At 43.3% G+C, this 24,678-nt stretch carries 18 protein-coding genes; 7 read left to right on the top strand and 11 right to left on the bottom strand.

Annotated elements, in window-relative coordinates; genetic code table 11:
- Positions 1 to 282 precede the first annotated feature (282 nt).
- The 3 genes from MICAI_RS11860 to MICAI_RS11850 all read left to right on the top strand — a co-directional run bounded on the left by MICAI_RS11860 (position 283) and on the right by MICAI_RS11850 (position 3,735).
- Complete coding sequence (locus MICAI_RS11860; RefSeq protein ID WP_008202057.1) at positions 283 to 1,248, top strand: cytochrome c oxidase subunit II; 966 nt, start codon at positions 283 to 285, stop codon at positions 1,246 to 1,248.
- Between the two features lie 29 nt (positions 1,249 to 1,277).
- Positions 1,278 to 2,954, top strand: coding sequence for a cytochrome c oxidase subunit I (ctaD, locus tag MICAI_RS11855; protein WP_008202056.1), 1,677 nt, complete (start codon positions 1,278 to 1,280; stop codon positions 2,952 to 2,954).
- A gap of 157 nt (positions 2,955 to 3,111) precedes the next feature.
- Positions 3,112 to 3,735, top strand: coding sequence for a cytochrome c oxidase subunit 3 (locus tag MICAI_RS11850; protein ID WP_002738397.1), 624 nt, complete (start codon positions 3,112 to 3,114; stop codon positions 3,733 to 3,735).
- A gap of 337 nt (positions 3,736 to 4,072) precedes the next feature.
- Here MICAI_RS11850 and MICAI_RS11845 read toward each other — a convergent pair whose 3' ends face one another.
- Positions 4,073 to 5,263 carry a WG repeat-containing protein gene (locus tag MICAI_RS11845; RefSeq protein WP_008202055.1) on the bottom strand — a complete coding sequence of 397 codons (1,191 nt, stop codon included), beginning with the start codon at positions 5,261 to 5,263 and terminating at the stop codon, positions 4,073 to 4,075.
- Between the two features lie 235 nt (positions 5,264 to 5,498).
- Between MICAI_RS11845 and MICAI_RS11840 the strand changes: the two genes are divergently transcribed.
- Together MICAI_RS11840 and MICAI_RS11835 are read left to right on the top strand one after the other, a co-directional pair.
- Positions 5,499 to 6,371 (top strand): FkbM family methyltransferase, encoded by an 873-nt coding sequence (locus MICAI_RS11840; RefSeq protein ID WP_008202054.1) that lies wholly within the window; start codon positions 5,499 to 5,501, stop codon positions 6,369 to 6,371.
- A gap of 360 nt (positions 6,372 to 6,731) precedes the next feature.
- Complete coding sequence (locus MICAI_RS11835; protein WP_008202052.1) at positions 6,732 to 7,802, top strand: hypothetical protein; 1,071 nt, start codon at positions 6,732 to 6,734, stop codon at positions 7,800 to 7,802.
- A gap of 364 nt (positions 7,803 to 8,166) precedes the next feature.
- Here MICAI_RS11835 and MICAI_RS11830 read toward each other — a convergent pair whose 3' ends face one another.
- The 5 genes from MICAI_RS11830 to sufB all read right to left on the bottom strand — a co-directional run bounded on the left by MICAI_RS11830 (position 8,167) and on the right by sufB (position 15,130).
- A complete protein-coding gene (locus tag MICAI_RS11830; protein ID WP_008202050.1) occupies positions 8,167 to 9,672 on the bottom strand; it encodes an RluA family pseudouridine synthase in 1,506 nt (501 codons plus the stop codon).
- Between the two features lie 33 nt (positions 9,673 to 9,705).
- On the bottom strand, positions 9,706 to 10,968 hold the full coding sequence (locus MICAI_RS11825; RefSeq protein ID WP_008202048.1) for a SufS family cysteine desulfurase: 1,263 nt from the start codon (positions 10,966 to 10,968) through the stop codon (positions 9,706 to 9,708).
- Between the two features lie 55 nt (positions 10,969 to 11,023).
- Entirely contained in the window at positions 11,024 to 12,349 is a 1,326-nt protein-coding gene (gene sufD, locus MICAI_RS11820) for a Fe-S cluster assembly protein SufD (protein WP_008202045.1), read from the bottom strand.
- A gap of 378 nt (positions 12,350 to 12,727) precedes the next feature.
- Positions 12,728 to 13,498: a Fe-S cluster assembly ATPase SufC gene (gene sufC, locus MICAI_RS11815; protein WP_008202043.1), complete on the bottom strand. Its 771-nt coding sequence runs from the start codon at positions 13,496 to 13,498 to the stop codon at positions 12,728 to 12,730.
- Between the two features lie 189 nt (positions 13,499 to 13,687).
- On the bottom strand, positions 13,688 to 15,130 hold the full coding sequence (gene sufB / locus MICAI_RS11810; protein WP_008202041.1) for a Fe-S cluster assembly protein SufB: 1,443 nt from the start codon (positions 15,128 to 15,130) through the stop codon (positions 13,688 to 13,690).
- A gap of 223 nt (positions 15,131 to 15,353) precedes the next feature.
- On the opposite strand from sufB, the gene sufR reads away from it, so the two are divergent.
- Positions 15,354 to 15,992, top strand: coding sequence for an iron-sulfur cluster biosynthesis transcriptional regulator SufR (gene sufR, locus MICAI_RS11805; protein ID WP_008202039.1), 639 nt, complete (start codon positions 15,354 to 15,356; stop codon positions 15,990 to 15,992).
- A 10-nt stretch (positions 15,993 to 16,002) separates the two neighbouring features.
- Here the strand turns inward: sufR and MICAI_RS11800 are convergent, their stop codons facing one another.
- From MICAI_RS11800 to MICAI_RS11780, 5 genes are all read right to left on the bottom strand, one after another.
- Positions 16,003 to 16,713 (bottom strand): Uma2 family endonuclease, encoded by a 711-nt coding sequence (locus MICAI_RS11800; RefSeq protein WP_008202036.1) that lies wholly within the window; start codon positions 16,711 to 16,713, stop codon positions 16,003 to 16,005.
- A 360-nt stretch (positions 16,714 to 17,073) separates the two neighbouring features.
- Entirely contained in the window at positions 17,074 to 18,630 is a 1,557-nt protein-coding gene (locus MICAI_RS11795; RefSeq protein WP_008202035.1) for a type II CAAX endopeptidase family protein, read from the bottom strand.
- Positions 18,631 to 18,755: 125 nt separating this feature from the next.
- Complete coding sequence (locus MICAI_RS11790; protein WP_008202032.1) at positions 18,756 to 19,982, bottom strand: glycosyltransferase family 4 protein; 1,227 nt, start codon at positions 19,980 to 19,982, stop codon at positions 18,756 to 18,758.
- 210 nt (positions 19,983 to 20,192) lie between these two features.
- Complete coding sequence (gene purD / locus MICAI_RS11785) at positions 20,193 to 21,458, bottom strand: phosphoribosylamine--glycine ligase (RefSeq protein ID WP_008202030.1); 1,266 nt, start codon at positions 21,456 to 21,458, stop codon at positions 20,193 to 20,195.
- A gap of 227 nt (positions 21,459 to 21,685) precedes the next feature.
- A complete protein-coding gene (locus tag MICAI_RS11780) occupies positions 21,686 to 22,954 on the bottom strand; it encodes a hypothetical protein (RefSeq protein WP_008202028.1) in 1,269 nt (422 codons plus the stop codon).
- A 350-nt stretch (positions 22,955 to 23,304) separates the two neighbouring features.
- Here MICAI_RS11780 and murF point away from each other — a divergent pair, with 350 nt between their 5' ends.
- Complete coding sequence (gene murF / locus MICAI_RS11775) at positions 23,305 to 24,675, top strand: UDP-N-acetylmuramoyl-tripeptide--D-alanyl-D-alanine ligase (protein ID WP_008202026.1); 1,371 nt, start codon at positions 23,305 to 23,307, stop codon at positions 24,673 to 24,675.
- Positions 24,676 to 24,678 lie beyond the last annotated feature (3 nt).

Genomic DNA, 24,678 nt, shown 5'->3' with positions numbered 1-24,678 from the left:
AAGATCATGGCTTTGTTTGCCAGTTAGTTATCACTGTGAATGAGTTTTTTTACGACCGGTAAAACCTTTTAGATATTCTTTAGATTTCTGGCCATTTCCGTTACATTTGTTTACATAAACTCAGAATAAGATATAAAAATTAGTTATTTAAAATACTTTCCCCGAAAACGATCCCAAAGAAAAGATGAAATTCTCAGAAGATGCCGGTTAAATTTCCCATCTATAGGGGAATCATGTTTTAGCCTTGAATAAGTAGCCACTATTGAAAATATTGAAAAGACCGTGAAAATTCCCAGCAGTATCCTGACGCTCGTACTCGGGATCACCCTAACCTTAATTAGTCTCTGGTATGGCCAAAATCATGGCTTAATGCCTGTGGCCGCTTCCGAAGATGCTCAGGAGATAGATAATATCTTTAATCTGATGATGACCATCGCCACGGGACTATTTTTAATAGTTGAAGGCGTGATTATCTATATAGTGATTCGCTTTCGCCGTAAACCGGGGGATCAAACCGACGGACCGGCAGTGGAGGGCAATGTCCCCCTAGAAATCTTCTGGACAGCCATCCCGACGGTAATCGTTTTTATCCTTGCCGTCTATAGCTTCGAGATTTATAACAATATCGGCGGTCTCGATCCCTTGATTTCCAAGGGTGGCAAAGGAGAAATCGCCCACCACGGTCATCACCACGGCACGATGATGGCCATGGGCGGCGATCGCAGAGTAGCCCTAGGTATCGGCAATTCCTACGATGGTGAAGGAGTTCCCCCCCTAGTGGTCAATGTTAAAGGTATTCAATACGCTTGGATCTTCACCTATCCCGAAACTGGCATTGTTTCTGGGGAACTGCACGCTCCCGTCAATCGCCCCGTGCAACTGAATATGGAAGCGGGAGATGTGATCCATGCTTTCTGGGTTCCCCAATTGCGTCTAAAACAGGACGTTATCCCCGGACAGGAAACGGTGTTATCGTTCACATCCAACCAAATTGGTCAATATCCGATCATTTGTGCGGAACTTTGCGGGGCTTATCACGGCGGTATGAAATCTAGCTTTGTGGTTCACTCCCAAGGGGATTACGACCAATGGGTGCAGGATAACACGATCGCCGAAGTTGACAGCGATCAAACCGTAGCTATGACCGCTAAAGATCGCTCTGATAGTCAATATTTGACCCCCTACACCGAAGAAATGGGCATAAATGGTGAAATCCTCGCCCAAGTTGCCCATCAGCAGCAAATGTAATTTTTCTTGTCATCTAAAATCTTGGTATTATGACAGCATCAACGGAAATAACCACCCCAGCAACCGTTCCCGAGGTGATCCATCACCGCAAGTGGACCGATTACTTTACTTTCTGCACCGATCATAAAGTCATCGGGATTCAATATCTGGTGACTGCCTTTCTTTTCTTCTTTATTGGCGGTGCTTTCGCGGAAGTGCTGCGGACGGAATTAGCCACTCCTGACCCCGATTTTGTCTCCCCGGAACTATATAACCAATTCATGACCATGCACGGAACGATCATGATCTTTCTTTGGATCGTTCCGGTTGGGGCAGGTTTTGCCAATTATCTCATTCCCCTGATGATTGGGGCGGAAGATATGGCTTTTCCTCGTCTTAACGCTGTGGCTTTCTGGCTTAACCCCCCCGGCGGGCTGCTATTATTATCCAGTTTCTTTGTCGGCGCACCCCAGTCCGGTTGGACTTCCTACCCACCTTTGAGCTTAATTAGCGGCAAATGGGGGGAGGAATTGTGGATTTTGAGCCTTTTATTGATCGGGACTTCTTCGATTTTAGGCTCGATTAATTTCATCACCACGATCCTGAAAATGCGGATTCCTGAGATGGATTTGTACAGTATGCCGCTATTTTGTTGGGCAATGCTGGCCACCTCGACTCTGGTACTGCTTTCCACCCCCGTTCTCGCTTCTGCTCTTGTTCTCTTGTCCTTTGATTTAATCGCCGGCACGAGCTTTTTTAATCCCGCTGGCGGCGGCGATCCGGTGGTTTATCAGCATATGTTCTGGTTTTACTCCCATCCTGCCGTTTATATCATGATCTTGCCCTTTTTCGGCACGATATCGGAGATATTACCGGTTCATGCGCGTAAACCGATTTTTGGTTATCGAGCGATCGCCTATTCCAGTCTCACCATCTGTTTCTTGGGTTTAATCGTTTGGGCCCACCATATGTTCACCAGCGGCACCCCCGGCTGGTTACGGATGTTTTTCATGGCGGCAACCATGTTAATCGCCGTTCCCACGGGCATTAAAATCTTTAGTTGGTGTGCCACCCTTTGGGGGGGTAAACTTAGTCTCAATACGTCTTTATTATTTGGGATCGGTTTCCTGTCTTCTTTCCTCATCGGTGGTTTGACCGGGATTATGTTGGCTTCCGTTCCCTTCGATATCCACGTCCACGATACCTATTTTGTCGTCGGTCACTTCCACTATGTACTATTTGGTGGTACGGCAATGGCCCTATTTGCTGCCGTTTACCATTGGTTCCCGAAAATGACCGGACGGATGTATAACGAAACTCTCGGTCGTATCCACTTTGTTCTCACTTTTATCGGTTTGAATTTAACTTTCATGCCGATGCACGAATTGGGATTATTGGGTATGAACCGTCGTATTGCTCTGTATGATGTGCAGTTTCAGGGTTTAAATGTTCTTAGTACCGCAGGGGCTTATATTCTCGGTATATCGAGTATTCCCTTCGCTATTAATATGGTCTGGAGTGCCTTTAAAGGTCAACCCGCCGGCCGTAATCCTTGGCGCGCTTTAACCCTAGAATGGCAAACCTCCTCTCCCCCAATTATCGAGAATTTCGAGGAAATGCCGATTCTTTGGTCCGGCCCCTACGATTACGGTATTGATATGGAGGAATCGGAAGAAGAGGAATCAGTACAAGATCTGCTGGCCGAAGTGGGCGCAGAATCGCAATAATCAGTTATCAGTTATCAGTTATCAGTTATCAGTTATCAGTTCACTGATTGCTGTTTACCGAAAAAAAGCTTCCCACTTCCCACTTCCCACTTCCCACTTCCCACTGATCACTGAAAAAAAGCTTCCCGTCTCCCGTGTAAACTAAGGATATTCAATTATGCAAGGTTCAACGCTCGAAGATTCTCAACTCTCTGTCAATTATCATCAGGAAACGGTGGAACACGGACATCATGGCCACCCAGATCATCGCTTATTCGGTGTGGTTTTGTTTCTAGTGGCGGAAAGTTCCATCTTTTTAGGCTTATTTGCCGCTTTCTTGTTCTACCGTACCATGTTACCCGTTTGGCCCCCCGCCGGCACGCCAGAATTAGAGTTAACCCTACCGACAATTAACACGATTATTCTGGTGTCCAGTAGTTTTGTTATGCACATAGGACAAAAGGCGATTAAACAAAACAATAATGCCGGTTTACAATTGTGGTTCGGCATTACTGCTCTGATGGGAATTATCTTCCTTTGTGGTCAAGGATACGAATATTATCACGCTGAATTCGGTCTGACAACTAATGTTTTCACCAGCGCTTTTTATGCCTTAACCGGATTCCACGGTCTCCACGTTACTTTTGGTTTAGTGCTGATTCTATCTGTTCTCTGGCGTTCTCGTCAAAAAGACCACTATTCTAGTCAATCTCACTTTGGTGTGGAAGCAGCAGAATTATACTGGCATTTCGTCGATGTGGTCTGGATTATCCTGTTTTTACTGGTGTATATCTTGAGATAATTTTGGTTATTTAGTAGGAGAAAAGGGCGATCACTTGATCGCCCTTTTTTGTATATGAGGATCGCCTAAGTCTTTTTCCAGTGCTTCAGCAGTCCAGTATTGCTTAAGCTTTTTCATAGTGCCTCTAGGACAGATACAATGTGTTTTTCGTCAATGCCTTCGGTTAGAAGACCCGACCATGCACAAAAATTAATGACCATTCTAGACGTTTGGTTGTAGAATGGCAACAATTCTTAATTTCCCCTTTACCTTAAATGTGCTAGAAGCTGCTCGGTTGGGGTGCTAGACTACCCTCTGCGGTAATTATGCCCAAATTGAGGTGATTAAACCGCCCTAGTTAAGGGGGTGGAGGACACTTTTTATCAATACAGTATTTTACTACTTTGTCAATTTTGAGAATTCTTGCCCCAAGAGCAATATAACCGTACTTCCCTTCAATTTTTACTGGTGCTAGACCTTCAGCAAAACTGCCCGCATCATCAAATTGGGGGGAAATAACAAATTTGCCGTTTCTGTCGAGATAACCCCAATTAGTAGCAGGATACCAGCCGCCGGCATCTCTACCTCCACCACTGGTGGCTACAGCAGCTAACCCTTCAGAAAAACTCTGCGTCCCTGTCAAATCTACATCATCTTCGGGATCATCTTCGGGCGATTTAATAACTACATTCCCAGTTTTATCGATATAGCTATAATCGCAATAGTTGGCAGCCGAGCAAGCTCCCTCATTCAGTTCTACAGAGGCTAATCCTGATGAGAAATTTCCCGAAACAAAAGTATCAAAATCAGGACGATTAATGACAAATTTGCCTTCTTGATTAATATATCCATTACCAGATTGAGATTGTGCGGCGGCTAAGTCTTCAGAAAAGTTATAAGCAATAGAGAATTTAAAAGGAAGCACTAGCTCTCCTTTTTGGTTAATATAACCGTACTTTTGTTGGTAAGAATAATCTGGTTCTTCTGTCTCTTTTCCTACCACAGCTAACCCTTGAGCAAATTCTGAGGCTGAATCAAACTGAGGGGAAATCATTATCTTCCCTTGCTTGTTAATATAGCCCCATTTATTATCAATTTTCACTGGTGCTAATCCCGATGAAAAGTTACCAGCGTCCTCAAATTGTGGCTCAATTACAGTTTTTCCTGTTTGATTTATGTAACCATATCGCTCTACACTTCCATTCCCATCAGAATCTATGCCAATCCAAGCCAAACCTGATGAAAAATCCCCCGCTTGTTTGAATTGGAGGGGAATTACTATTTTACCTTTTAAGTCAATATAACCATAGTTATCGATCTCTTTGAAACCATAATATGTATCTATATCTAAGGGTTTTCCTGTTCCGACCTTAGCTAATCCTTCCGAAAAAGAGCCAGCATCATCAAACTGTGGAGCAATGACAATTTTCCAATTTATTGGCTGCTGTGTTGCCAAGTTCGTTGTCGCAAGTGAGAACACAGAATAAACAATAGTTAACAATAAGGCTGTCAACAACAATCGGAAGAAAAGCCTAACATTCTTTAACATGACATTTAACGATTCATAACTATAGTCATTTTAATTAAAATCGAGAATATCAATGCCATAGTTCATAAGTACCTAGGCATCGATAGTGATTAGACCCCACAGTGCGGTATTGGGTTTTATTGAGGGGGTGTCGGACCGATGGGGTAGGATAGTAGGACAGAGGAGGAGGCTCGACCGCAGAGAGCGGTATAATTAATATTTAGATGCCTCCATGGCTAACTTGAAGTGAGAGTATATGTTTAAAGAAACTACTTATTTGCATAAGTTCAGTTATTTTCTTGGATTGGTTCGAGAGATTGGCGGCTGGGATTTCCTATCCCGCTATGTAGTACGAGCATTTTATAAAATAACCAAGCTCAACCAGAAAATGGTTCTATTTAATAATGTAGAAATGACTCTGCCCTATAATAGTCGATTCGGAACGGAAATTTTCCTCGAGGGAAGCAAGTTAGATTGGGGATATGAAATTATCCTTCATCGGTTCTTAGATATTAATAAAGACTTTATTGATGTTGGGGCTAATATTGGTTATTACAGTTTACTGGCTGCTCCTTCATCTAATCAGGTTTATGCCTTTGAACCCGATCCGAGAATGGTTGAACACTTAAAGAGAAATCTTTCCCAGTTTCCCAATTGTCATGTTCTAGAAGAAGCACTTTTTCCCGAGCCTGGCACTATGGATCTTAATTTGAACTCAATACCTGAACTAAATTCGCTGGTTAGGCATAGTACCCAAGAGAACAAGGTGACAGTCAAGGTAAATACTTTAGATCAATTGATGTCTGATTATCCGTCACTGAGTGTTTCCTGTATCAAAACAGATGCTGAAGGGGCAGACTTCGATATACTAATTGGTGGCAAAAATCTTCTAATTCGAGATCAACCTTTGGTCTTGTCGGAAATTTATCCGACAAACAAGCTCCTTGAATTCCTTAAATCTATTGAATTTACCTGTTTTGCTTTCGTCAAATCTAAGGATGAGAATGGAGATAATTTCCAACCAAAATTCATCAAGATTGAAACAAAACCGATCAACTCTCGCATTAAAATGATTTTCTTAGTTCCTCCTAGGCTCTTGTCAAGGTTTGAAGAGCTAAAAGATGTCTAACACTGCTTATTCCTAGGAGTGCGATTGCCATAGCTGTAGAGTGCCTTCCCTGATGTGGCTCCTACTGCCGCACCGATAGTTTTTTGGGAATGCACCATGCTCATTCATTCGAGCAATTGAGCGAAAAAATCGGGTCGAAAACCTCACCTTAAGGCGAAAAGTTTTTGAAGCAGGGCATAAATCCCCGTTACAAAAACTGACCCCTGCCCCCTGCCTTCGTTAACCGTTCTGTTGAAGTTATCAAGGAGTCAAAAATATGAAGATTTGCCAACCATTGAATCAAAGGAGGTAAAGGGCATAATTGAACCTAAAACCCCATACATCGCTCCAGTTTTAGCCAGGAAAAAGAGGTGAATAACAATGAAAAAATCAATTGTTAAATCGATACTTGCTGTATTATTAGCTACTGTTTTTCTGACTTTTCCCTATGGATTAGTTAACAGTGCCTTAGCCCAAACTCTCCCCCCAACTGTTACTATAACACCTTCCCCTCAAACTACCTCCCCAACTGTTACGACAACACCTTCCCCTCAAATTCAATGTGGGACTGGTGCAAAGTTTTCTCTCTTCCCGTTCCTCATAGCATTAGGGGGTGTTTTGGGTTTCTATACAATTACTGTTTTGTCGGTAAGCTTGGACAACAACTATAATTTTAGCAAATTATGGGTTAAGCCTGTAGCTTTGACAGCAGGACAGTTTGGTCAAGCTAGTCTTTCCAATTTTCAAATTTTTGGTTTCACCTTAGTGGTGCTATTTCGACTTCTATACACCCTGGCCAGTTGTGGAGCGCTGAGTGGGCTATCAGATGACATTCTTTTACTACTAGGTATCAGTGCCGTTGGCACAACTGGTTCCAAGGTTATCGCATTGGGAAATAAACGACTGACATTCTCTAATTGGGCCTGGTTGCGAAATCATCAATGGCTGACCATTGGTGAAAAAGGTTACGAGGGGGGAAAACCAAAATTAGACGATGCAAAATGGAGCGACTTAATCAAAAGTGGTGGATCATTGGATGTTTACAGCTTTCAACTATCAGGTTTTAGCTTGTTGGTGGCTGCTAGCTTATTGGTCGGTATTGGTTCAGATCTGGCGAATTTTACTTTACCATCAAACTTTCTTTCTATTCTTGGACTGAGCAACGCTGTCTATCTAGGAGGAAAAGTTACAGAGCCAAATTCTTACGAAGAACTCAACCAAAAAATCGATGAATTACGGACGGAAGAAACCGACTTAATTTCTCAACACCCTAATATTCAACCCGAAAGTTATGGAAAGTATATTGCCAAAGCGCGTATTGTTGCAGCGATGCTCAGGTCATTTTACGGTCAGCAAGGAACTTTTAGTGGTAATCCTACCATTGACCTTAGTAACCTGATGCCATATATTCCTCAAGAAGATCAGAAGTTTCAGTCAGCGATCCCTAAATGACCAAATTGCGCTCCCTAGGGAGCTTGCCCTATTTATTGTCTGGCTGACCTTGTACCCATGTCAGTAAGTGGCTGGTTATAATTAGGGGCTGCTGAATAATGGTAAAACCCTTTTAAAATAAGGCTTTTGACCTGTTAAAGTCCGATGTTAGTGCTGCGAAAATAGGATTGGGACTTTCAAAAACCTTGCATTATCCTTCTTGTGGTACATCGCTTGGTACAAAAAACAAGGGCAACAAAGCCTGAAACGACCGGCCACTGACTCCTGACTCCTGACTCCTACCCCCACCAACAAACTTTTTGCCGCAAACCCTACTTAAATCGGGTTATTATAGCTAGTTTTTGGCTGTTAGCAATTATAGCTCTCAAAAGGGGGTGGGAATGATTAGATCAATTTTAGTTTCGGTCTGAGGATGACGAAAAGATAATTGTTTAGCGTGTAGGTATAAACGGTCAGACTGCTTACCATTATACAAAAGATCGCCTAAAATTCCTATCCCTAATCCCGCTTGACTATGAACGCGAATTTGATGGGTTCTTCCCGTATAGGGAATAAATTCGAGGCGAGAATAATTGCCTTCTTTACCGACAACTTTAAAATAGGTTTGACTAGCTTTCCCCCTTTGCCAATCCACAGTTTGATAGGGTCGATTTTGCGGATTTCCCCAGAGAGGTAGGTCAATTATACCCGATTCTCGCTCAATAATTTCTGATAGTATAGCTTCGTAGATTTTCTCCACTTCTCGCCGTTGAAATTGTTGGGATAAACAACGATAAATATCTAAACTTTTAGCCAGTAATAATATACCAGAAGTTTCTCGATCTAAACGATGAACGGGAATGAGATTTTTTCCCTGACGACGAAAACGATTGACCACGGCATCTTGACTATCTTGATAACGTCCTGCTACCGATAATAATCCCGCAGGTTTATTAATAGCAATTATTCCCTCGTCTTCGTAGATAATTTCTAGGGATGAACGTAAACCAGAGAGTAAAAAACCCATGAGAGGTTGACATCTTTCTTGACAAGCGCCATAAAATTCTCCCTGTTTTCTATCTCGATTCGATTCTCCCCACCAAAATTCGGCCATAGCGATGGGTTTTAATCCTTTCATAGCGGCATAATTTAATAATTTTGGGGCGCAACATTCTCCTGTTCCTGTTGGTAACAAATTACTGCCCATCAATTTAGCCAAGGAGAGAGATTGTCCAGAAAAGTTATTTAAACAGTAGGATTGATACAGCAATTCCTGTAACTGTTTGGAGAGGTTCCTCCGCTGTTGCTTAAGTTCAATAATTCTCTGATTGGCGAAGTTTATTTTCTCAATTAAGGGTTTTAAAACTTGTTTTTGTTCCTGTTTTAATTGCTTTCTTGCTCTTTTTTCCTGACGACTGATATTATTTAAATTTTCTAATTCTTCTGGGTTTAAATCTCCTAAATTTCTTAACCTATATCGTTCCTGTTTATGGTTTTGATGTTGTTGCTGTAAAGCTTGTATTTTGCACTCAAAATTTGCTTGATTGAGTCGATATAAATTAAGTTCGGGAATTGATTGTAGGTCAATAATTTCCTGTTTAATTGTTTCTAAAAGTTGCAAAACTCGCTTTTCTTCCAGCACAATTTTTTCTCTACCCACCAGAGACGGAACCCAGCCATCGGCTTCTCCCTGTCCAGAAAAAGCTTTTAAAACTTCTATTTCGCCAGCGGCATTTTCTCCTAACAAAATTCCATACATTTTACCTTGAGGATTGGTGATAGTTGTCATCAAATCTTGGGCTATTTTTTCAGCCAAAAGAGTGCGGGGCAAGCGCAATAACTCGCCCGTTTCGGGACAAATTCCTTGATAATAATAGGTAACTTCCTTCACTCTTTAAGAACGGGAAAAGGGCTAGAGATACCCCTAAGAAAAACAATTGGCAAAGAAATCGATAGTTTCCTGTAAAGCGACAATAAAGCTATCAATTTCTTCGCGGGTATTATAAAAATATAGACTTGCCCGAGCGCTGCCGGAAGCATCAAAAAGGCGGTGTAGAGGTTGGGTACAGTGATGACCGGAACGAATAGCAATTCCTTCGTGGTCTAATAAAGTGGCTAAATCACTAGCATGAATCCCTTCCACATTAAAGGCGGCTAAACTAGCCCGACCCTGGCCCGTTAAACTAGGTGATGGCCCGTAAATTCTTAAACCCTCAATTTCTCCTAATTTTTTGAACAAATGGGCGGTTAATTCTTCCTCGTAGGCATGAATATTATCCATCCCTAAACCCATTAAATATTCTACCGCAGCACCGAGAGCAATCGCTTCGCCAATAGCGGGGGTTCCCGCTTCAAATTTGTGGGGCAGTTCGGCACAGGTAAAATGGTCTAAATAGACTTCTGCAATCATTTCGCCACCACCAAAAAAGGGCGGCATTGCCTCTAAAATGGCCTCTTTGCCGTACAAAAATCCAATACCGGTGGGGGCGCACATTTTATGACCACTAGCCACCAACCAATCACAATCCATGGACTGCACATCAATGGCTAAATGGGGGACACTTTGACAGGCATCAATTAATACTTTCGCCCCGACTTGATGGGCAAGGCTGACTATTTCGGCAACGGGATTAATACAGCCTAATGTATTAGAAACATGGAGGACAGCCACTAATTTAGTTTTGTCCGACAATAAGGATTTATATTGTTCTAAATCAAAGCTTTCTTCGCTAGTTAACTGCACATATTTAATCACTGCCCCCGTCTTTTGGCAGACAATTTGCCAGGGGATTAAATTACTGTGGTGTTCCATCACCGAGAGAATAATTTCATCCCCTGCTTTCAGGGTATTTAACGCCCAACTGTAGGCGACTAAATTAATCGCTTCCGTGGCGTTGCGAGTATAGACAATTTCCTGACGAGAAGCGGCATTAATAAACCTAGCCACCTTATCTCTGGCCCCTTCGTAGGCTTCCGTTGCCCGGACACTTAAAGTATGCGCCCCCCGATGCACATTGGCGTTATCTTTTTCGTAATAGTTTCGCAGGGTTTCTAATACTTGAATGGGTTTTTGAGAAGTGGCGGCACTATCGAGATAGATAAGGGGTTTATCGTGTACGTTTTGATGGAGGATAGGGAAATCGGCGCGGACTTTTTGGGCGAGGGTTTTTTCTTGGATAATTGTCATTTTAGTCAGGAGTCAGAGGGGTACTTTGGGCAGGTTGACACCCACCCCGGCAGAGTTATTCCACACTGCGACAGGCGACACATTGCCCCAATCTTTGGCGGAGGGATTCTAGAGGAATTTTAGCTAAAATCTCGGCCGAGAAAGCATCAATTAACAAACTGCGGGCAGTGTCGGCACTTAAGCCCCGGCTTTGCAGATAGAATAAATCATCTGCTTCCAGTTGGCTAACGGTTGCCCCGTGGGAACATTTGACGTTATCGGCGGTAATTTGTAATTCCGGTTTGGTGTTGACTCGTGCCTTGTTAGAAATTAACAAATTCCGATTTAACTGGGAGGCGTTGGTTAATTGGGCAGGTTTGGGAACAAACACTTTACCATTAAAGATGGCGTGAGCGCTACCATCAACGATACATTTATGCAGTTGGTTGGCGATGCCGTGGGGATGGTTGAGATAGATGGCGCTGTGGGTATCGGCGGTTTGTTGTCCGGTAATCATGGCTAATCCGTGCAGATTTGTCTCGGTTTGTTCCCCTTTTTGCAGGATATCGAGGTTATGACGGCAGAGTTTAGCTCCTAGATTTATCTCGTTGAGAGTGTAACGGCTATCGCGTCCTTGTTCAATTATCGTGCGTCCGATGTGAAAACCATCTCCCGATTCCCGTTGTACTCTGGTATGGATGACCTCGGCGTTGGCTTCGAGGTAAATTTCTGTGACAGCGTTGGTAAAATAAGAGTAATTTACAGGTAAATCGGAGCAATGTTCGGCTAAAGCCCCGTAATTCTCGATAATATTGACACTAGCTCCTGTTTCCGCCACGATTAGGCTATGGGGCTGATAAAAGCGGGGAATTTCCTCCACAACGGTGATAAATAGGAGATGTATCGGGGTTGTGACGACGGTGTTAGCGGTGACGTGAATTACTGCCCCATCGCTTAGTCCAGCTTGGTTGAGTGCGGTAAAAAATTCGGGGGTTTTTTCTTTCCCTAGATAGTTGACAAGAACATCTTTTTGTGCATTGGCGAGATTGCTGACGCTGACACCGGGGGGTAAAGCGGAGATATCGGACAATTCAGGCTGATAAATGCCGTTAACGAAGACTAGGTGGCTGTTTTTGGCTTCGGGCAGTAAAAAAACAGCTAGGGCATTTTTATCGATTGTAACGGTTTGGGGGGCGCGAAAATCGATCGCCCAGAGTTGACTTAAATCGGTGAATTGCCATTCTTCGTCTTTTCTGCCAGGAATGGCTAATTCTTGAGCTTTACTGGCTCCCGATTCTCTTAATTCGAGAATTTTACCGTTATCGATAGTGGGAACCGTTTCTCGCGACAATTTTAACAATAATTCTCCTGATTGTTCAGGTTTCGTGATTATGGCTGTCATTGGTAGGTGGGGGTGGGGGTTGGGGTGTGGGAATTATGAATTATGAATTATGAATTATGAATTGGGGAGAGGGTAGAGAGGAGAGGGGGAGAATAAGTAAAAATAATCTCCTGACTTGAAAGAGGGTGTAGGGTGTGGGGTGTGGGGTGTGGGGTGTGGGGTAGTGGGGTAGTGGGGTAGTGGGGTAGTGGAGCATTTGGCTGAAATTTCCCTAAACCCCTAAATCCCCCCGTAACGCGCACGCAGTGACCACCCTATCTCCCGACTCCTGAATACTGAATACTGAATACTGAATACTGAATACTGAATACTGAATACTGATAACTGATAACTGAATACTGATAACTGGTAACTGGTAACTGATAACTGATAGCTAGATTATTTAACGGCTAATACTTGTTCATCGAGGAAATCGTAGCCAGTTCTTTCTAATTCGAGGGCTAATTCTTTACCGCCACTGGTGACAATGCGCCCATCGTACATAACATGAATAACATCGGGTTCAATGTAGTTGAGCAGACGCTGATAGTGAGTGATAAGTAAAAAAGCGTTATCGGGAGTAGCTAAGTGATTGACTCCCTGGGCAACAATTCGCAAAGCATCGATGTCTAAACCGGAGTCAATTTCATCGAGAATTCCTAAAGTAGGTTCTAATAAAGCCATTTGTAGGATTTCATTACGTTTTTTCTCACCACCGGAGAAACCTTCGTTTAAACTTCTGCCAAGAAAGCTAGGATTCATCTGGACAACTTCTAGTTTTTTCTCGACTAATTCCTCAAAGTCAAAACTATCTAATTCTTCCGAGCCTAGATGTTTTTGTCTGGCATTATAGGCAACGCGAAGAAAATCGAGGTTACTAACGCCGGGGATTTCTAAGGGATATTGGAAAGCGAGAAAGATACCCATAAGCGCTCGTTCATCGGGTTCTTTGTCTAAAAGATTTTCACCTTTATAAATTATTTCTCCCCCAGTTACTTCATAATCGGGATGTCCAGCGATTACTTTGGAAAAGGTACTTTTTCCTGAGCCATTGCGCCCCATAATTGCGTGGGTTTCCCCTGCTTTAATTTCTAGGTTAACTCCTTTGAGAATCTGGTTTCCGTCAATACTAGCGGTCAGATTTTTTACCGATAAAATTACTTCACTCATGAGATGTTTTTCTAGAACAAAAATATTAGTTTTGGTGGTTGACGGCGAATCATCAATTGATGGATAAATTGTCTTAGCTTTTGGTGGGTTACGGCTATCGCCTAACTTAGCTTTTGGTGGGTTACGGCTATCGCCTAACTTAGCTTTTGGTGGGTTACGGCTATCGCCTAACCCACCCTACTTTATTGATTATCCGACGGTTCCTTCTAGCTTGAGACTGAGGAGTTTATCAGCTTCGGCGGCGAATTCCATCGGTAATTTACTGAGGACATCTTTACAGAAACCACTGACTAACATAGAGACAGCATCTTCCTCGGAAATGCCCCGTTGTGCGAAGTAGAATAATTGGTCTTCACCGATTTTAGAAGTAGAAGCTTCGTGTTCTACTTTAGCACTGTTGTTATCCACCTGAATATAGGGAAAAGTGTTAGCTTCGGCATTATCTCCAATCAGCATAGAATCACACTGGGAGTAATTTCTTGCTCCCTTGGCTTTCGGTCCCATTTTCACTAACCCGCGATAACTATTTTGGGAATTACCCGCCGAAATTCCCTTAGAAATAATGGTACTCTTGGTGTTGCGGCCAATGTGAATCATTTTCGTCCCTGTATCGGCCTGTTGTTTGTTATTAGTTAGGGCAATTGAGTAGAATTCCCCGACGGAATTATCGCCGACTAAGACACAACTGGGATACTTCCAAGTAATCGCTGAACCAGTTTCCACCTGCGTCCAAGAAATTTTAGAATTAACTCCTTTACAAAGACCCCGTTTAGTGACGAAATTGTAAATACCTCCCTTACCATTGGCATCGCCAGCGTACCAATTTTGCACCGTCGAATATTTAATATCCGCATTATCGAGGGCGACTAATTCCACGACGGCGGCATGAAGTTGATTACTATCGTACATCGGAGCGGTGCAACCCTCTAAATAACTTACCGATGCCCCTTCTTCAGCGACAATTAAAGTTCTTTCAAATTGTCCGGTCTCACCGTTATTAATCCGAAAATAGGTGGACAATTCCATCGGACAGACGACACCTTTGGGTATAAAAACAAAGGAACCATCGCTAAAAACGGCCGAATTAAGAGCGGCAAAATAATTATCACCCACGGGGACTACACTGCCGAGATATTTTTGTACTAATTCGGGATGTTCCTGTAAAGCTTCCGAAATAGAACAGAAAATAACCCCTTGTTCTGCTAGTTTTTCTTTAAAAGTTGTGGCGATAGAAACGCTGTCAAAGATAGCATCGACGGCCACGTTAGAAAGGCGTTTTTGTTCCGAAAGGGGAATGCCTAATTTTTCAAAGGTTTCGATTAAAGTGGGGTCAACTTCTTCAAGACTGTTGAGTTTTTCTTTTTTCTGTTTGGGTGCAGAGTAGTAGATAATATTTTGATAATCAATGGCAGGATAGGAAACGTGCGGCCAACTGGGTTCGGTCATCTTTTGCCATTGATGGTAGGCCCGGAGACGAAAATCGAGCATGAATTCCGGTTCCTTTTTTTTCGCCGAAATTAGGCGAATAATCTCCTCATTCAAACCGCGAGGGATGGTTTCCGATTCGATATCGGTGATGAAACCGTACTTGTAGGGTTGGTTAACGAGGTTTTTAACGGTGGTTGCACTCATGGGGGTTAGTGTTCTCTCTACGCGGTAGGCAGGGGAGGCAGTTAAACAACTTTCTTGTTGTTTAAATTGATTATATAATAGATTAACAACAAAGCTGTTGTCAAAGTCACGGAAAATTTGAGAGGATGCTGGTAAACCTCTGTTATTCAGGTTACTCTGGAAGGGTAATTGGCCGCTCCTTGACCCTCAGCAATTGTACGCTAAAGCCTCTGTTTTTGGTATCATGACCACGACTCAACCCGCCTCGACGAAAGACGATATTCTACAATATTTGCTCAAAAACGGTCAATCTACCGCCCAAGACTTGGCTGAAGAGTTAAGTATTAGTCCGCAAGCGACGCGCCGCCATCTTAAGGATTTGGAGGGGGAAGGACTGATCGAATATTTTGCGGTACAAAATAAGATAGGACGGCCTCAGCACATTTATCGTCTCAGTCGTCAAGGTCGTAGCCGTTTTCCCCATAATTACGATAATTTCGCCGTTTCTTTCCTCAATACTCTCGTGGAGACGGTGGGAGAGCAACAGGTGGGGGAAATTCTCAAAAAACAGTGGCAACGCAAAGCGGCAGAATATCAATTACGCCTCGGTAAGGGGTCTTTAGGGGAAAGAATGAGAAAATTGCTAGAAATTCGCCAAGAGGAGGGTTATATGGCAGAATTAGTGGCACTGGAAGCAGAAAATAGTTATGTCCTGGCCGAGCATCATTGCGCTATTGCTGAGGTGGCTGGTTCCTATCCCAGTATCTGTGGCCATGAATTAGAAATGTTTGCCATGCTGCTGCCCGATTGTACGATCGAACGGACTCACTGGATCAATCAAGGTGAGCAACGATGTGGTTATCTAATTAAGTGCAAGGGTTGAAAGGGGGAGATTAGAGATTTTCATCGGGATTTATGCCCAATTCCCGCAGTTTAGCCGCTAATTTTGCGGATTTCTGCCTTTCGTGTTCAACTTGGGTTTCTGCCTGTTGTGCCGCTTCTGCGGGAGTGGGTACTAATTCGCCTTCGGGGGTAAAATAGCGCAATTTATTGGCGAATAAACCCAAATATAAGCCTAATTGTTGACTCCAGAGCCGTCCCTGAGCATTGGGGGTAATCGGTTGATATTGACCGCTAATTAGAGTAAATCCTTCAAATTCTAAGCTTTCTGGGTCAAACCAAAAATAATCGGGAGTGCGAAATATATCTTGATAAATTTGTTTTTTCTCCTCTCGGTCAACTTTGGCGGTACTATCGGAGAGAATTTCGATAATTAAATTGGGATATTTGCCCTCTTCTTGCCAAACTACCCAACTTCTGCGGTTAGGATTGGGATTTGTCCCCAAAACCACGAAAAAATCAGGACCACGGCAGAATTCTGACTTTTTCTGGTTGGGACTGTAATAAATGGTTAAATTGCCGGCGGTAAAATAATCTTCTCGCTCGCGCCACCACCATTCTAAACACTGAATTAATAAAATAATTTGTTGTAGATTTAGGTTACTTTCCCAGGGTGGTTCATCACTCCAAAATTCGCCTTCTGGGAAGATTATCTCAGGGTTGACATGGGACTCGACTAGGGGTAAGCTTTCAGCGATAGTCATGGTTTGTCCAACAGAGATAGGTTGATAATTAGGGTCTGCTGAAAAAGTTTTTCCTGGGGGTAGGAGTCAGGAGTTAGGAGTCAGGAGTCAGTAGCCGGTCGTTTCAGGCTTTGTTGCCCTTGTTTTTTGTACCAAGCGATGTACCACAAGAAGGATAATGCAAGGTTTTTGAAAGTCCCAATCCTATTTTCGCAGCATGAACATCGGACTTTAACAGGTCAAAAGCCTTATTTTAAAAGGTTTTTACCATTATTCAGCAAACCCTAATTATAAATTACAGTGTTTCTCATAGAAATGAAGTACGGCGGTATTTGTCATCATCTCTAGACTACCCCGAAAACCAGAGACTTTTGACCTCACCTAACCCGCACCGCTGCCCAATAAAAATAAACTTAACAGGGTGCCACCATTCCAGAGACTATGAACCAACATCGAGGATAATAAATTTTTCGAGCGGGTGTAAACAAAGCCAAGAACACAACCTAGGACAGTTAAAGGCAGCACTTCTGACAAATTTTGGTGAGCAAGGGCGAAAATCAAACTACTAAGCGCAATTGCACCCCAGACGGGTAGATAACGAGTCAAAGAAGCTAGTAAAAAGCCGCGAAAGACGATTTCCTCGAAAAAAGGAGCGGCAAGGGAAGCAGTAAAGCCAAAACAGAGCAAAGCGAAGGTATTCTGTGATTCTAGGGCTAAAGTCAGCAGCGGATTACTACCCCCTTGTCCTTGCCAAATTAGTTGATTGAGCAAAGAAACGATAATAACCAGGGGTAAAGCGACGAAATAGCCAGCTAACCCCCAGAGAAGCCAAGGACTAAAGAGGTTAAAACGAAACCAATCGGGAGGTAAAGGGCGAAAAGGCTTGATTGCTAGATATAAAACCGATAAACTGCTCACTGTTAAGGCTAAATAACTAACTACAACGTATATTGCTTTAGCTTCTAGGTTAAATTTTTCGGGATTGAGACTCAAGAAACTCGATAAAATCCCGAAAATTACCGGTAAAACAATTTGTCCGACGAAAAAGAAACCAATAATTATTCCCCACCAGAGGGTTTCTCCTCCCCACTTAGTTTGCCAAGCGAGACTATCATCTAAAAAGAGCAGCGATTGCCGTTTGCGGAGCAGCCACTGCACTAATAAAAAGACCAACAGCAGAAAACCGATTAAACCGCCGATAAGAGGCAACACAGCCAGTAAAATTAGTTTAATTAAGGCATTAGCCGCCACTTCACTCTGTTCTTCCTCTAAAGCGAGTAAATCCTCTTGACGATTTTCGAGACTATATAATTTTTCCAGAATGGTATAACGAAACCATCCTTGAAAATTGCGCTCGATTCTCGCTTCAGCATCGGGGGCAATTTGGGGGGGTTCACTGTACAATCCCTCTAACAGCAGCGCATTTTTTAAAACAGCAGGTTTATAGTTCTCAAATTCTGATTTTTCCTTGATGTTTTGCCAGATTTGCCTTGCCGCATCCAAGTCACCTTGACTAGCTTGAATGAGACTTAATTTTAGCTCTAAATCCTTTAGGGAATTGATTTCCCGCTCAAGGGATTTTTTTTGTTCGGGATTAACTGCTGATTTTTTTAGTTCGGTGATTGTTTTTTTGGTACTTTTCTGGGCTGATAAATACTGTTCCTCGGCAGTGATATAAGGCTCTTCACCGATCAGGGAAGTTTGAATTAGTTTAAGATTAGCAAATTCCTCGCTATTAGGATCAGCATCGCTGCTTAGAGTCGTAGCTTGTAGATTGAGATTGGTTTGATACAGTTGAATATTCGATTGGATTTGAGGCTGATTAACACTAGAAATTAAAGCTGTAACCACTGGAGTTAAAGCAATAATTGTTAAGACAAAAGCGATCACTTGTTTGAGACTTTGCCAGGGGAGTTTTTTTGAAAAATTATCGAACATGAAAATAGGGAATTGGGAGTTAGGGATTAGATGGTGGGGTTTTAGGGTTTTAGGGTTTTGGGGTTTTGGGGTTCTAGGGTTTTAGTTGAATTTCCCCATTTCCCCATTCCCCTATTCCCTAATTATTAACTAACTACTTGAGAAAAAAGCTTTTCGTATTGATCCAAAGTCTTTTCAAAGGCATAATTTTCCTCCGCGTATTGTCGTCCCTTTTCTCCTAGTATAGTTGCTAAATCTGGGTTTTTGTATAGCTTTAAAATAGCTGTAGCTAATGCCTCCGGATCTTCAGGATTAACCACCAAACCACCACCACTACGCTCGATCGCCCTAGCAGCAGTTCCATCGGCGGGAACAGAAGCAATAATAGCACGACCACTAGCTAATAATACCTGAATTTTGGACGGCATATTAAAGGAAATAACGTTATGTTTTTGCATCACCATACCCACATCAGCAGCGGCTAACATTTCTGGTAATTTTTCCCGGGGTTGAAAGGGTAATAAAAGCACATTACTGGCCCCCTGTTGTTGGCGATACTTTTCTAGGCGATCGAGGGCTTCTTTTTTACCAACAATTACCACTTTAATCTCAGGAATATTAACTAATTGAACTGCGGCATCGATCAGGGTTTCTAAGGGTTGAGTTAGGGCAATATTGCCAGAATATAAAACAATAAACTTGCCCTCAAGATGATTTTCTTGGCGGAAATAATTATGGTTTTTCGGCAAAGGTTTAATAAAGCTGACATCCACCCAATTAGGAATTTCAATAATTTTCTGACTCGGCACATTTTTAGTGAGGAGATTTTTGGTAAAACCATCGGCAATAACTGAGATTTTGCTGGCAGTTTTGTAGGCAAATTTTTCGAGACGACTAAAAACTTTAATCATTTTCTGATTAGTTAATAATCCCACATGAACTGCCGCATCAGGCAGAATATCCTGCAAATTTAGAATGATCGGTACCCCGTATAATTTACTCAATAAAGCGGCGGGAACGCAAACGGGTAATCCGGGGACAGTTAAGAAAATTAGATCGGGTTTTTCGCCTTTGAGAGCCTGAAAGAAACTCAAAAAAACAAAGCTCAATTCAAAGAAAATTCGATTTTTTAAACTTCTTTGGGGACGGGCCCAGACGTAGGAACGTTGAATTTTAACACCATTTCGTTCTTCTTCTAGATAGATTTTTCCTCGGTATTCGGGATCGATTTCACTATTAGGATACCAAGGAAAAGCGGTTAAAACCCTGACTTGATGACCTCTTTTAACCAATCCCTCCGCCAATTCTGTCATTAGGGGAGCAATGCCGATCGGTTCGGGATAATAGTTATAAGAATAGAGCAAAATTCGCATAGGGATGGCAATTTGGTTGGGCGATTCAGTTTCATGATTTTATCAATAGTTACTGGTTTTTTGACAAATCGGATTCGCCTTTGTCAGGGATTACCCTAGAAAGAGGTGAGGATTAGCGGTGGGAGATGCGGAAAAAAAGGGAAATTAGCTGATCAATTAATGCTCAAAACCCCTAACTATTCCTCCTTACCCCGGCCTAAATACTGACCCTTATTTTTCTCGTACCCGGTGGCCGATATCACGACGATAATAAATGCCCTGAAAGTGTATCCTTTTCACCGATTGATAGACAAGTTCGATCGCCTGATTAAAATTAGACCCCATAGCCGTGACACCCAAAACCCGGCCGCCATCGGTGAAGATATCGCCGTGTTTTAAAACCGTGCCGGCGTGGAAAACGAGCGCTCCTGCGGTTTCAGCGGCCTTAATTCCCGTGATTAACTGGCCTTTTTCGTAGTGGTCGGGATAACCGGCAGACGCAGCCACCACACAAACGGCACTACCGGAGCGCCATTGTAAAGAGGGGAAGTCAGTTAACTTTTGTTGAGCGCAAGCCAGCAGCAGCGGTGCCAGGGGAGTTTCCAGTAGGGGTAAAACCGCTTGGGTTTCGGGATCGCCAAAACGACAGTTAAATTCGAGAACTTTTGGCTCTCCGGCGGGGGAAATCATTAAACCCGCATAGAGGACTCCCCGATAGTCAATGCCGCGTTTTTGCAGGGTAGCGACGATGGGAGCAAGGATGTCTCGGTCCACCGCTTCGATAATGGCGGCGGTGGCTATGGGTGCGGGGGCATAAACTCCCATACCGCCGGTATTTTTGCCGGTATCGCCTTCACCGATGCGCTTATGATCTTGGGCGGGTAGCAGGGAACGAAAGCTGATCCCATCGGTGAGGGTGAGGATGGACACTTCTTCCCCCTCTAGGAATTCTTCCACCACGACTTTAGTAAAGCCACTGGTAAAAAGATCATCGATCGCTTCTAGGGCCATATCTACGGTTTCGGCGACAATTACTCCTTTTCCTGCGGCTAATCCGTCGGCTTTCACCACGATGGGCGCTCCTTGCTCTCGGATATAAGTTTTTGCTAATTCTGCATCGGTAAAGGTTTCCGAGGCGGCGGTGATCACTCCGGCTTCGCTCATTAATTCTTTGGCCCAGGATTTGCTCGATTCAATTAGGGCCCCAGTTTGCGTGGGGCCAAAAACGGCAATTTCTTGGGCGAGAAGATGATCGGTAATGCCGAGGGAGAGGGGATATTCTGGCCCGACAACCACCAAATCGACGCTATTTTCCTGGGCAAAACGGCTAATTTCGGCAAAAGCCTCCATTGCTAGGGGGATATTTTCACATTGAGGCAAAATTGCCGTTCCCCCATTACCTGGAATACAGAACACTTGTTCTACTTGAGGCGATTGCAGCAGTTTCCAAGCTAGAGCGTGTTCTCGACCACCACTGCCGATAACGATAATTTTCACGGATAAACGCAGCCTAAATGACGATGGTTCAATTATCCCCTAGCTCTGGGGTGCCATGGGCTAGAAGTTGAGATTACTTAACTTTTTTCGATTTGACGGATTCAGGAGTCAGGAGATAGGAGTCAGGAGATAGGAGATTATTTTATTTATTCTCCCCACTCCCCCACACCCCACACCCTGCACCCACGAAAAACTTTTTCAGCAGACCCTAGATAGGGAACAGCTGATCACTGGATTTGACGGAGACAGGACAAATCAACTTGGCCGAAATGAATACTAAAAGCTACTTGCAGATTTTCTAGGGATTTAACCAACCAAGGCACCCGATCGCAAGAATAACTCTCGTAGTGGTTAAACAGAATCGAAAAACGTTTATCTAAGTGGGGTTTTGCCTGGGGACAGATCAAAACCAACTTGAGCAATAACCCCACAGTGCGAGTTACCCCCATATTGGTGATCATATCCATAAAAAGGTAATGATCGGGTTTTTGGCCGCTTTCCACCACCAGATAATTTAACAGTTGGCTAGAAGTACGCAGCATCAGAAATTGACTCGGTTTTTGTTGATCGCAATGGGGTAGGGTATTTTGCAGGATATCGTCGAGTTTTTGGTTAAATTGCCCCTTACCGTAGTCTAAGCAGGTAATCAGATAATCGTAGAGATCATTTTTAAAATCTTTATAGGTGCGGGTATAAACTGTATTCGCCAGAAAATTTTGCGAGAGAGCTTTATAAGTATAATTTCCTGCTACCTTCCCCAGATAATGCTTGAGGGCCCGATTTAGTTCCTTATCATTGAGCAGGGTGGGATTTTCTACCGGTTGAATGATTCTCACCGCTTCTTCCCTGATTTTTGGGCTATGGGCCGCCTGTGCCAAACGTACCTGATAGGTGACATAACGAGAGAGATTGACCTCGAAACGGTCCTCGGTTTTTACTTTAATACGTCTAACGGTTTGTCGCTGTTCTCGGGGGCTGTCATCACCGAGTAAATAGTAATCATAGAGGTCGGGATAACGATTAATCAGGGTTCCCAGGGAAGCGGCGGTGTTTTCGCTGTATTTGCCGCTAATAATTCTCGCCAGACGCTGCAGCTTAACGTAGTCATCCGAGAGGGTAAAATTTTTGACCAGATGGCGCAAAGTATTGGGGCTGCTGTAATGTCCCAGACGTGCGGAGGGCAAATTCTCCAGCAGCGATAGCAATTCGGGAATTGCCGGCTGATGGGTGGGCTGGGTTTGCCATCGATTCACTAAAATATGACAGCAGCGGTTAAAGAAATGATCAAAACGAATTTCGGCATCTTTGCCCTTGACAAGACGCTCTAGGGCTAAATAAATAGGAGCTTCTCGATGGCCCCCACCTTCGATAAACAGACGGCGAAAATCCTCGATTAATTGCTCGGGGGAATCGGTCCTGGCGCGGTCGAGCCAATAATCGCACAGTAGCTCTTCTTCGTCTCTTGTTTGTCTTTGTTCAGTGTTTAGACTAGCCATGGTTATTTGATTTAGCCCTCCTAAATCAGTAAGCGGATGGATTTTAGGGCTAGGACCATAAAGGGGTCAATTGTGATTAGATAGTAGATGGTCCCTTCTGATGATGCCCCTTTTTGGGTCATTATACTGATTGAGTCGATCGATTTTAGCTTGGCAAGTTTGGGAAAATTCCCTTTGGCTTACCTAGCCCAGCTTGCGGACTATGCCCAGATTAATAAAATTTTCGGCAGCGTCCCCTACTAATTAAGTTAACAAAAAGAAACCCCGACTAGATGTGATCTAAGTTACCGTTAAACCAAAATCCATGCTCTAGATCATTCGGAATTTACTCCTAAGTATTTTTATTGTCTATGCCCTGTCATTTATCCCTCAATCAACTAGATCAATTATTGTCCTTACAAGATAATTGTGACATAAGTTTTAGTCCCGATAGTTTAGTATCTGGCATTAATACCGATAGTCGTAGTATTAAGTCTGGACAAGCATTTTTGGCATTAAAGGGTGATAATTTTAATGGTCATGATTTTATCGATATGGCTATCGAAAAAGGAGCGGCGACCTTGATTGTCGATCAGCCAGTTTCGGTAAATTCCTCTAAAAATATTCCCGTATTCCTAGTCCAGAATACCCTAGAAACCTATCAGCAATTAGCCCATTGGTGGCGGAATCAATTTACTATACCCGTGATTGCTATTACGGGATCGGTGGGGAAAACCACCACTAAAGAATTAATCGCCTCCCTACTAGCCTCCCGGGGAAAGGTACACAAAACCCTGGCTAATTATAACAATGAGATCGGAGTGCCGAAAACTCTCCTGGAACTGGATGAAACTCACGATAGTGCCGTAATCGAGATGGGAATGCGCGGACCGGGAGAAATTGCCCTGCTCGCTCAAATCGCCCAACCGACGATCGCGGTGATTACTAATGTGGGAACCGCTCACATCGGTCGTTTAGGCTCAGAAGCGGCGATCGCCGAGGCTAAATGCGAGTTATTGGCCGAGTCTCCTTCTAGTAGTATAGCTGTTCTTAACCACGATCACCCTTTACTTACTGAAACGGCTAAACGGGTATGGCAGGGGGAAACAATTACCTATGGCTTCTCTGGCGGCGATATAGTCGGAGAATTACTCGATTTAACTACTTTACGAGTCAATGGACTAGATTTTAACTTACCTTTATCTGGTCGTCATCATGCTTTAAATTTTATGGCGGCCTTGGCTGTAGCGAAAATTTTAGGCATCGATTGGACTTCTTTGCAAGAGGGAATTAAGGTTAATTTACCCGGTGGTCGGGCCAAACGTTACCAATTAGAGCCAGATATCCTACTCCTCGATGAAACCTATAACGCGGGTCTAGAATCAATGTTAGCGGCCTTGGATTTACTGAAAGCTACCCCCGGTCAGCGTCATATTGCTGTTTTAGGCACGATGAAGGAGTTAGGGTCTTTTTCGGAGCAATTACATCGCCAAGTGGGTGAGAGGGTGCAAAAACTAGGCATAGATCGCTTGTTTGTCTTGGTAGATGACCCAGAAGCTAAGTTTATTGCTGAGGCCGCTACTGGGGTCGCTTGCGAATGTTTTCAAACTCACGCAGATTTAATTAATCGTTTAAAGGAAGTGATCGCTTCTGGCGATCGCATTTTATGCAAGGCTTCCCATTCCGTCGGGTTAAATCGGGTGGTGGAGGAGTTAATCAGTGATAAGCTGTTCGTAATTTAAATT

It is taken from the genome of Microcystis sp. T1-4 (genome assembly GCF_000297435.1).
GTDB lineage: Bacteria > Cyanobacteriota > Cyanobacteriia > Cyanobacteriales > Microcystaceae > Microcystis.
The sequence above is the reverse complement of the archived record's forward strand: the minus strand, read 5'-3'. Positions and strand labels throughout refer to the sequence as shown.

Bases quoted from the DNA above. Each gene is read 5' to 3' on its own strand.
- ctaD (WP_008202056.1), top strand. From the start codon at position 1,278: ATGACAGCATCAACGGAAATAACCACCCCAGCAACCGTTCCCGAGGTG.
- MICAI_RS11850 (WP_002738397.1), top strand. From the start codon at position 3,112: ATGCAAGGTTCAACGCTCGAAGATTCTCAACTCTCTGTCAATTATCAT.
- MICAI_RS11845 (WP_008202055.1), bottom strand. From the start codon at position 5,263: ATGTTAAAGAATGTTAGGCTTTTCTTCCGATTGTTGTTGACAGCCTTA.
- MICAI_RS11840 (WP_008202054.1), top strand. From the start codon at position 5,499: ATGTTTAAAGAAACTACTTATTTGCATAAGTTCAGTTATTTTCTTGGA.
- MICAI_RS11835 (WP_008202052.1), top strand. From the start codon at position 6,732: ATGAAAAAATCAATTGTTAAATCGATACTTGCTGTATTATTAGCTACT.
- MICAI_RS11825 (WP_008202048.1), bottom strand. From the start codon at position 10,968: ATGACAATTATCCAAGAAAAAACCCTCGCCCAAAAAGTCCGCGCCGAT.
- sufD (WP_008202045.1), bottom strand. From the start codon at position 12,349: ATGACAGCCATAATCACGAAACCTGAACAATCAGGAGAATTATTGTTA.
- sufC (WP_008202043.1), bottom strand. From the start codon at position 13,498: ATGAGTGAAGTAATTTTATCGGTAAAAAATCTGACCGCTAGTATTGAC.
- sufB (WP_008202041.1), bottom strand. From the start codon at position 15,130: ATGAGTGCAACCACCGTTAAAAACCTCGTTAACCAACCCTACAAGTAC.
- sufR (WP_008202039.1), top strand. From the start codon at position 15,354: ATGACCACGACTCAACCCGCCTCGACGAAAGACGATATTCTACAATAT.
- MICAI_RS11800 (WP_008202036.1), bottom strand. From the start codon at position 16,713: ATGACTATCGCTGAAAGCTTACCCCTAGTCGAGTCCCATGTCAACCCT.
- MICAI_RS11795 (WP_008202035.1), bottom strand. From the start codon at position 18,630: ATGTTCGATAATTTTTCAAAAAAACTCCCCTGGCAAAGTCTCAAACAA.
- MICAI_RS11790 (WP_008202032.1), bottom strand. From the start codon at position 19,982: ATGCGAATTTTGCTCTATTCTTATAACTATTATCCCGAACCGATCGGC.
- MICAI_RS11780 (WP_008202028.1), bottom strand. From the start codon at position 22,954: ATGGCTAGTCTAAACACTGAACAAAGACAAACAAGAGACGAAGAAGAG.
- murF (WP_008202026.1), top strand. From the start codon at position 23,305: ATGCCCTGTCATTTATCCCTCAATCAACTAGATCAATTATTGTCCTTA.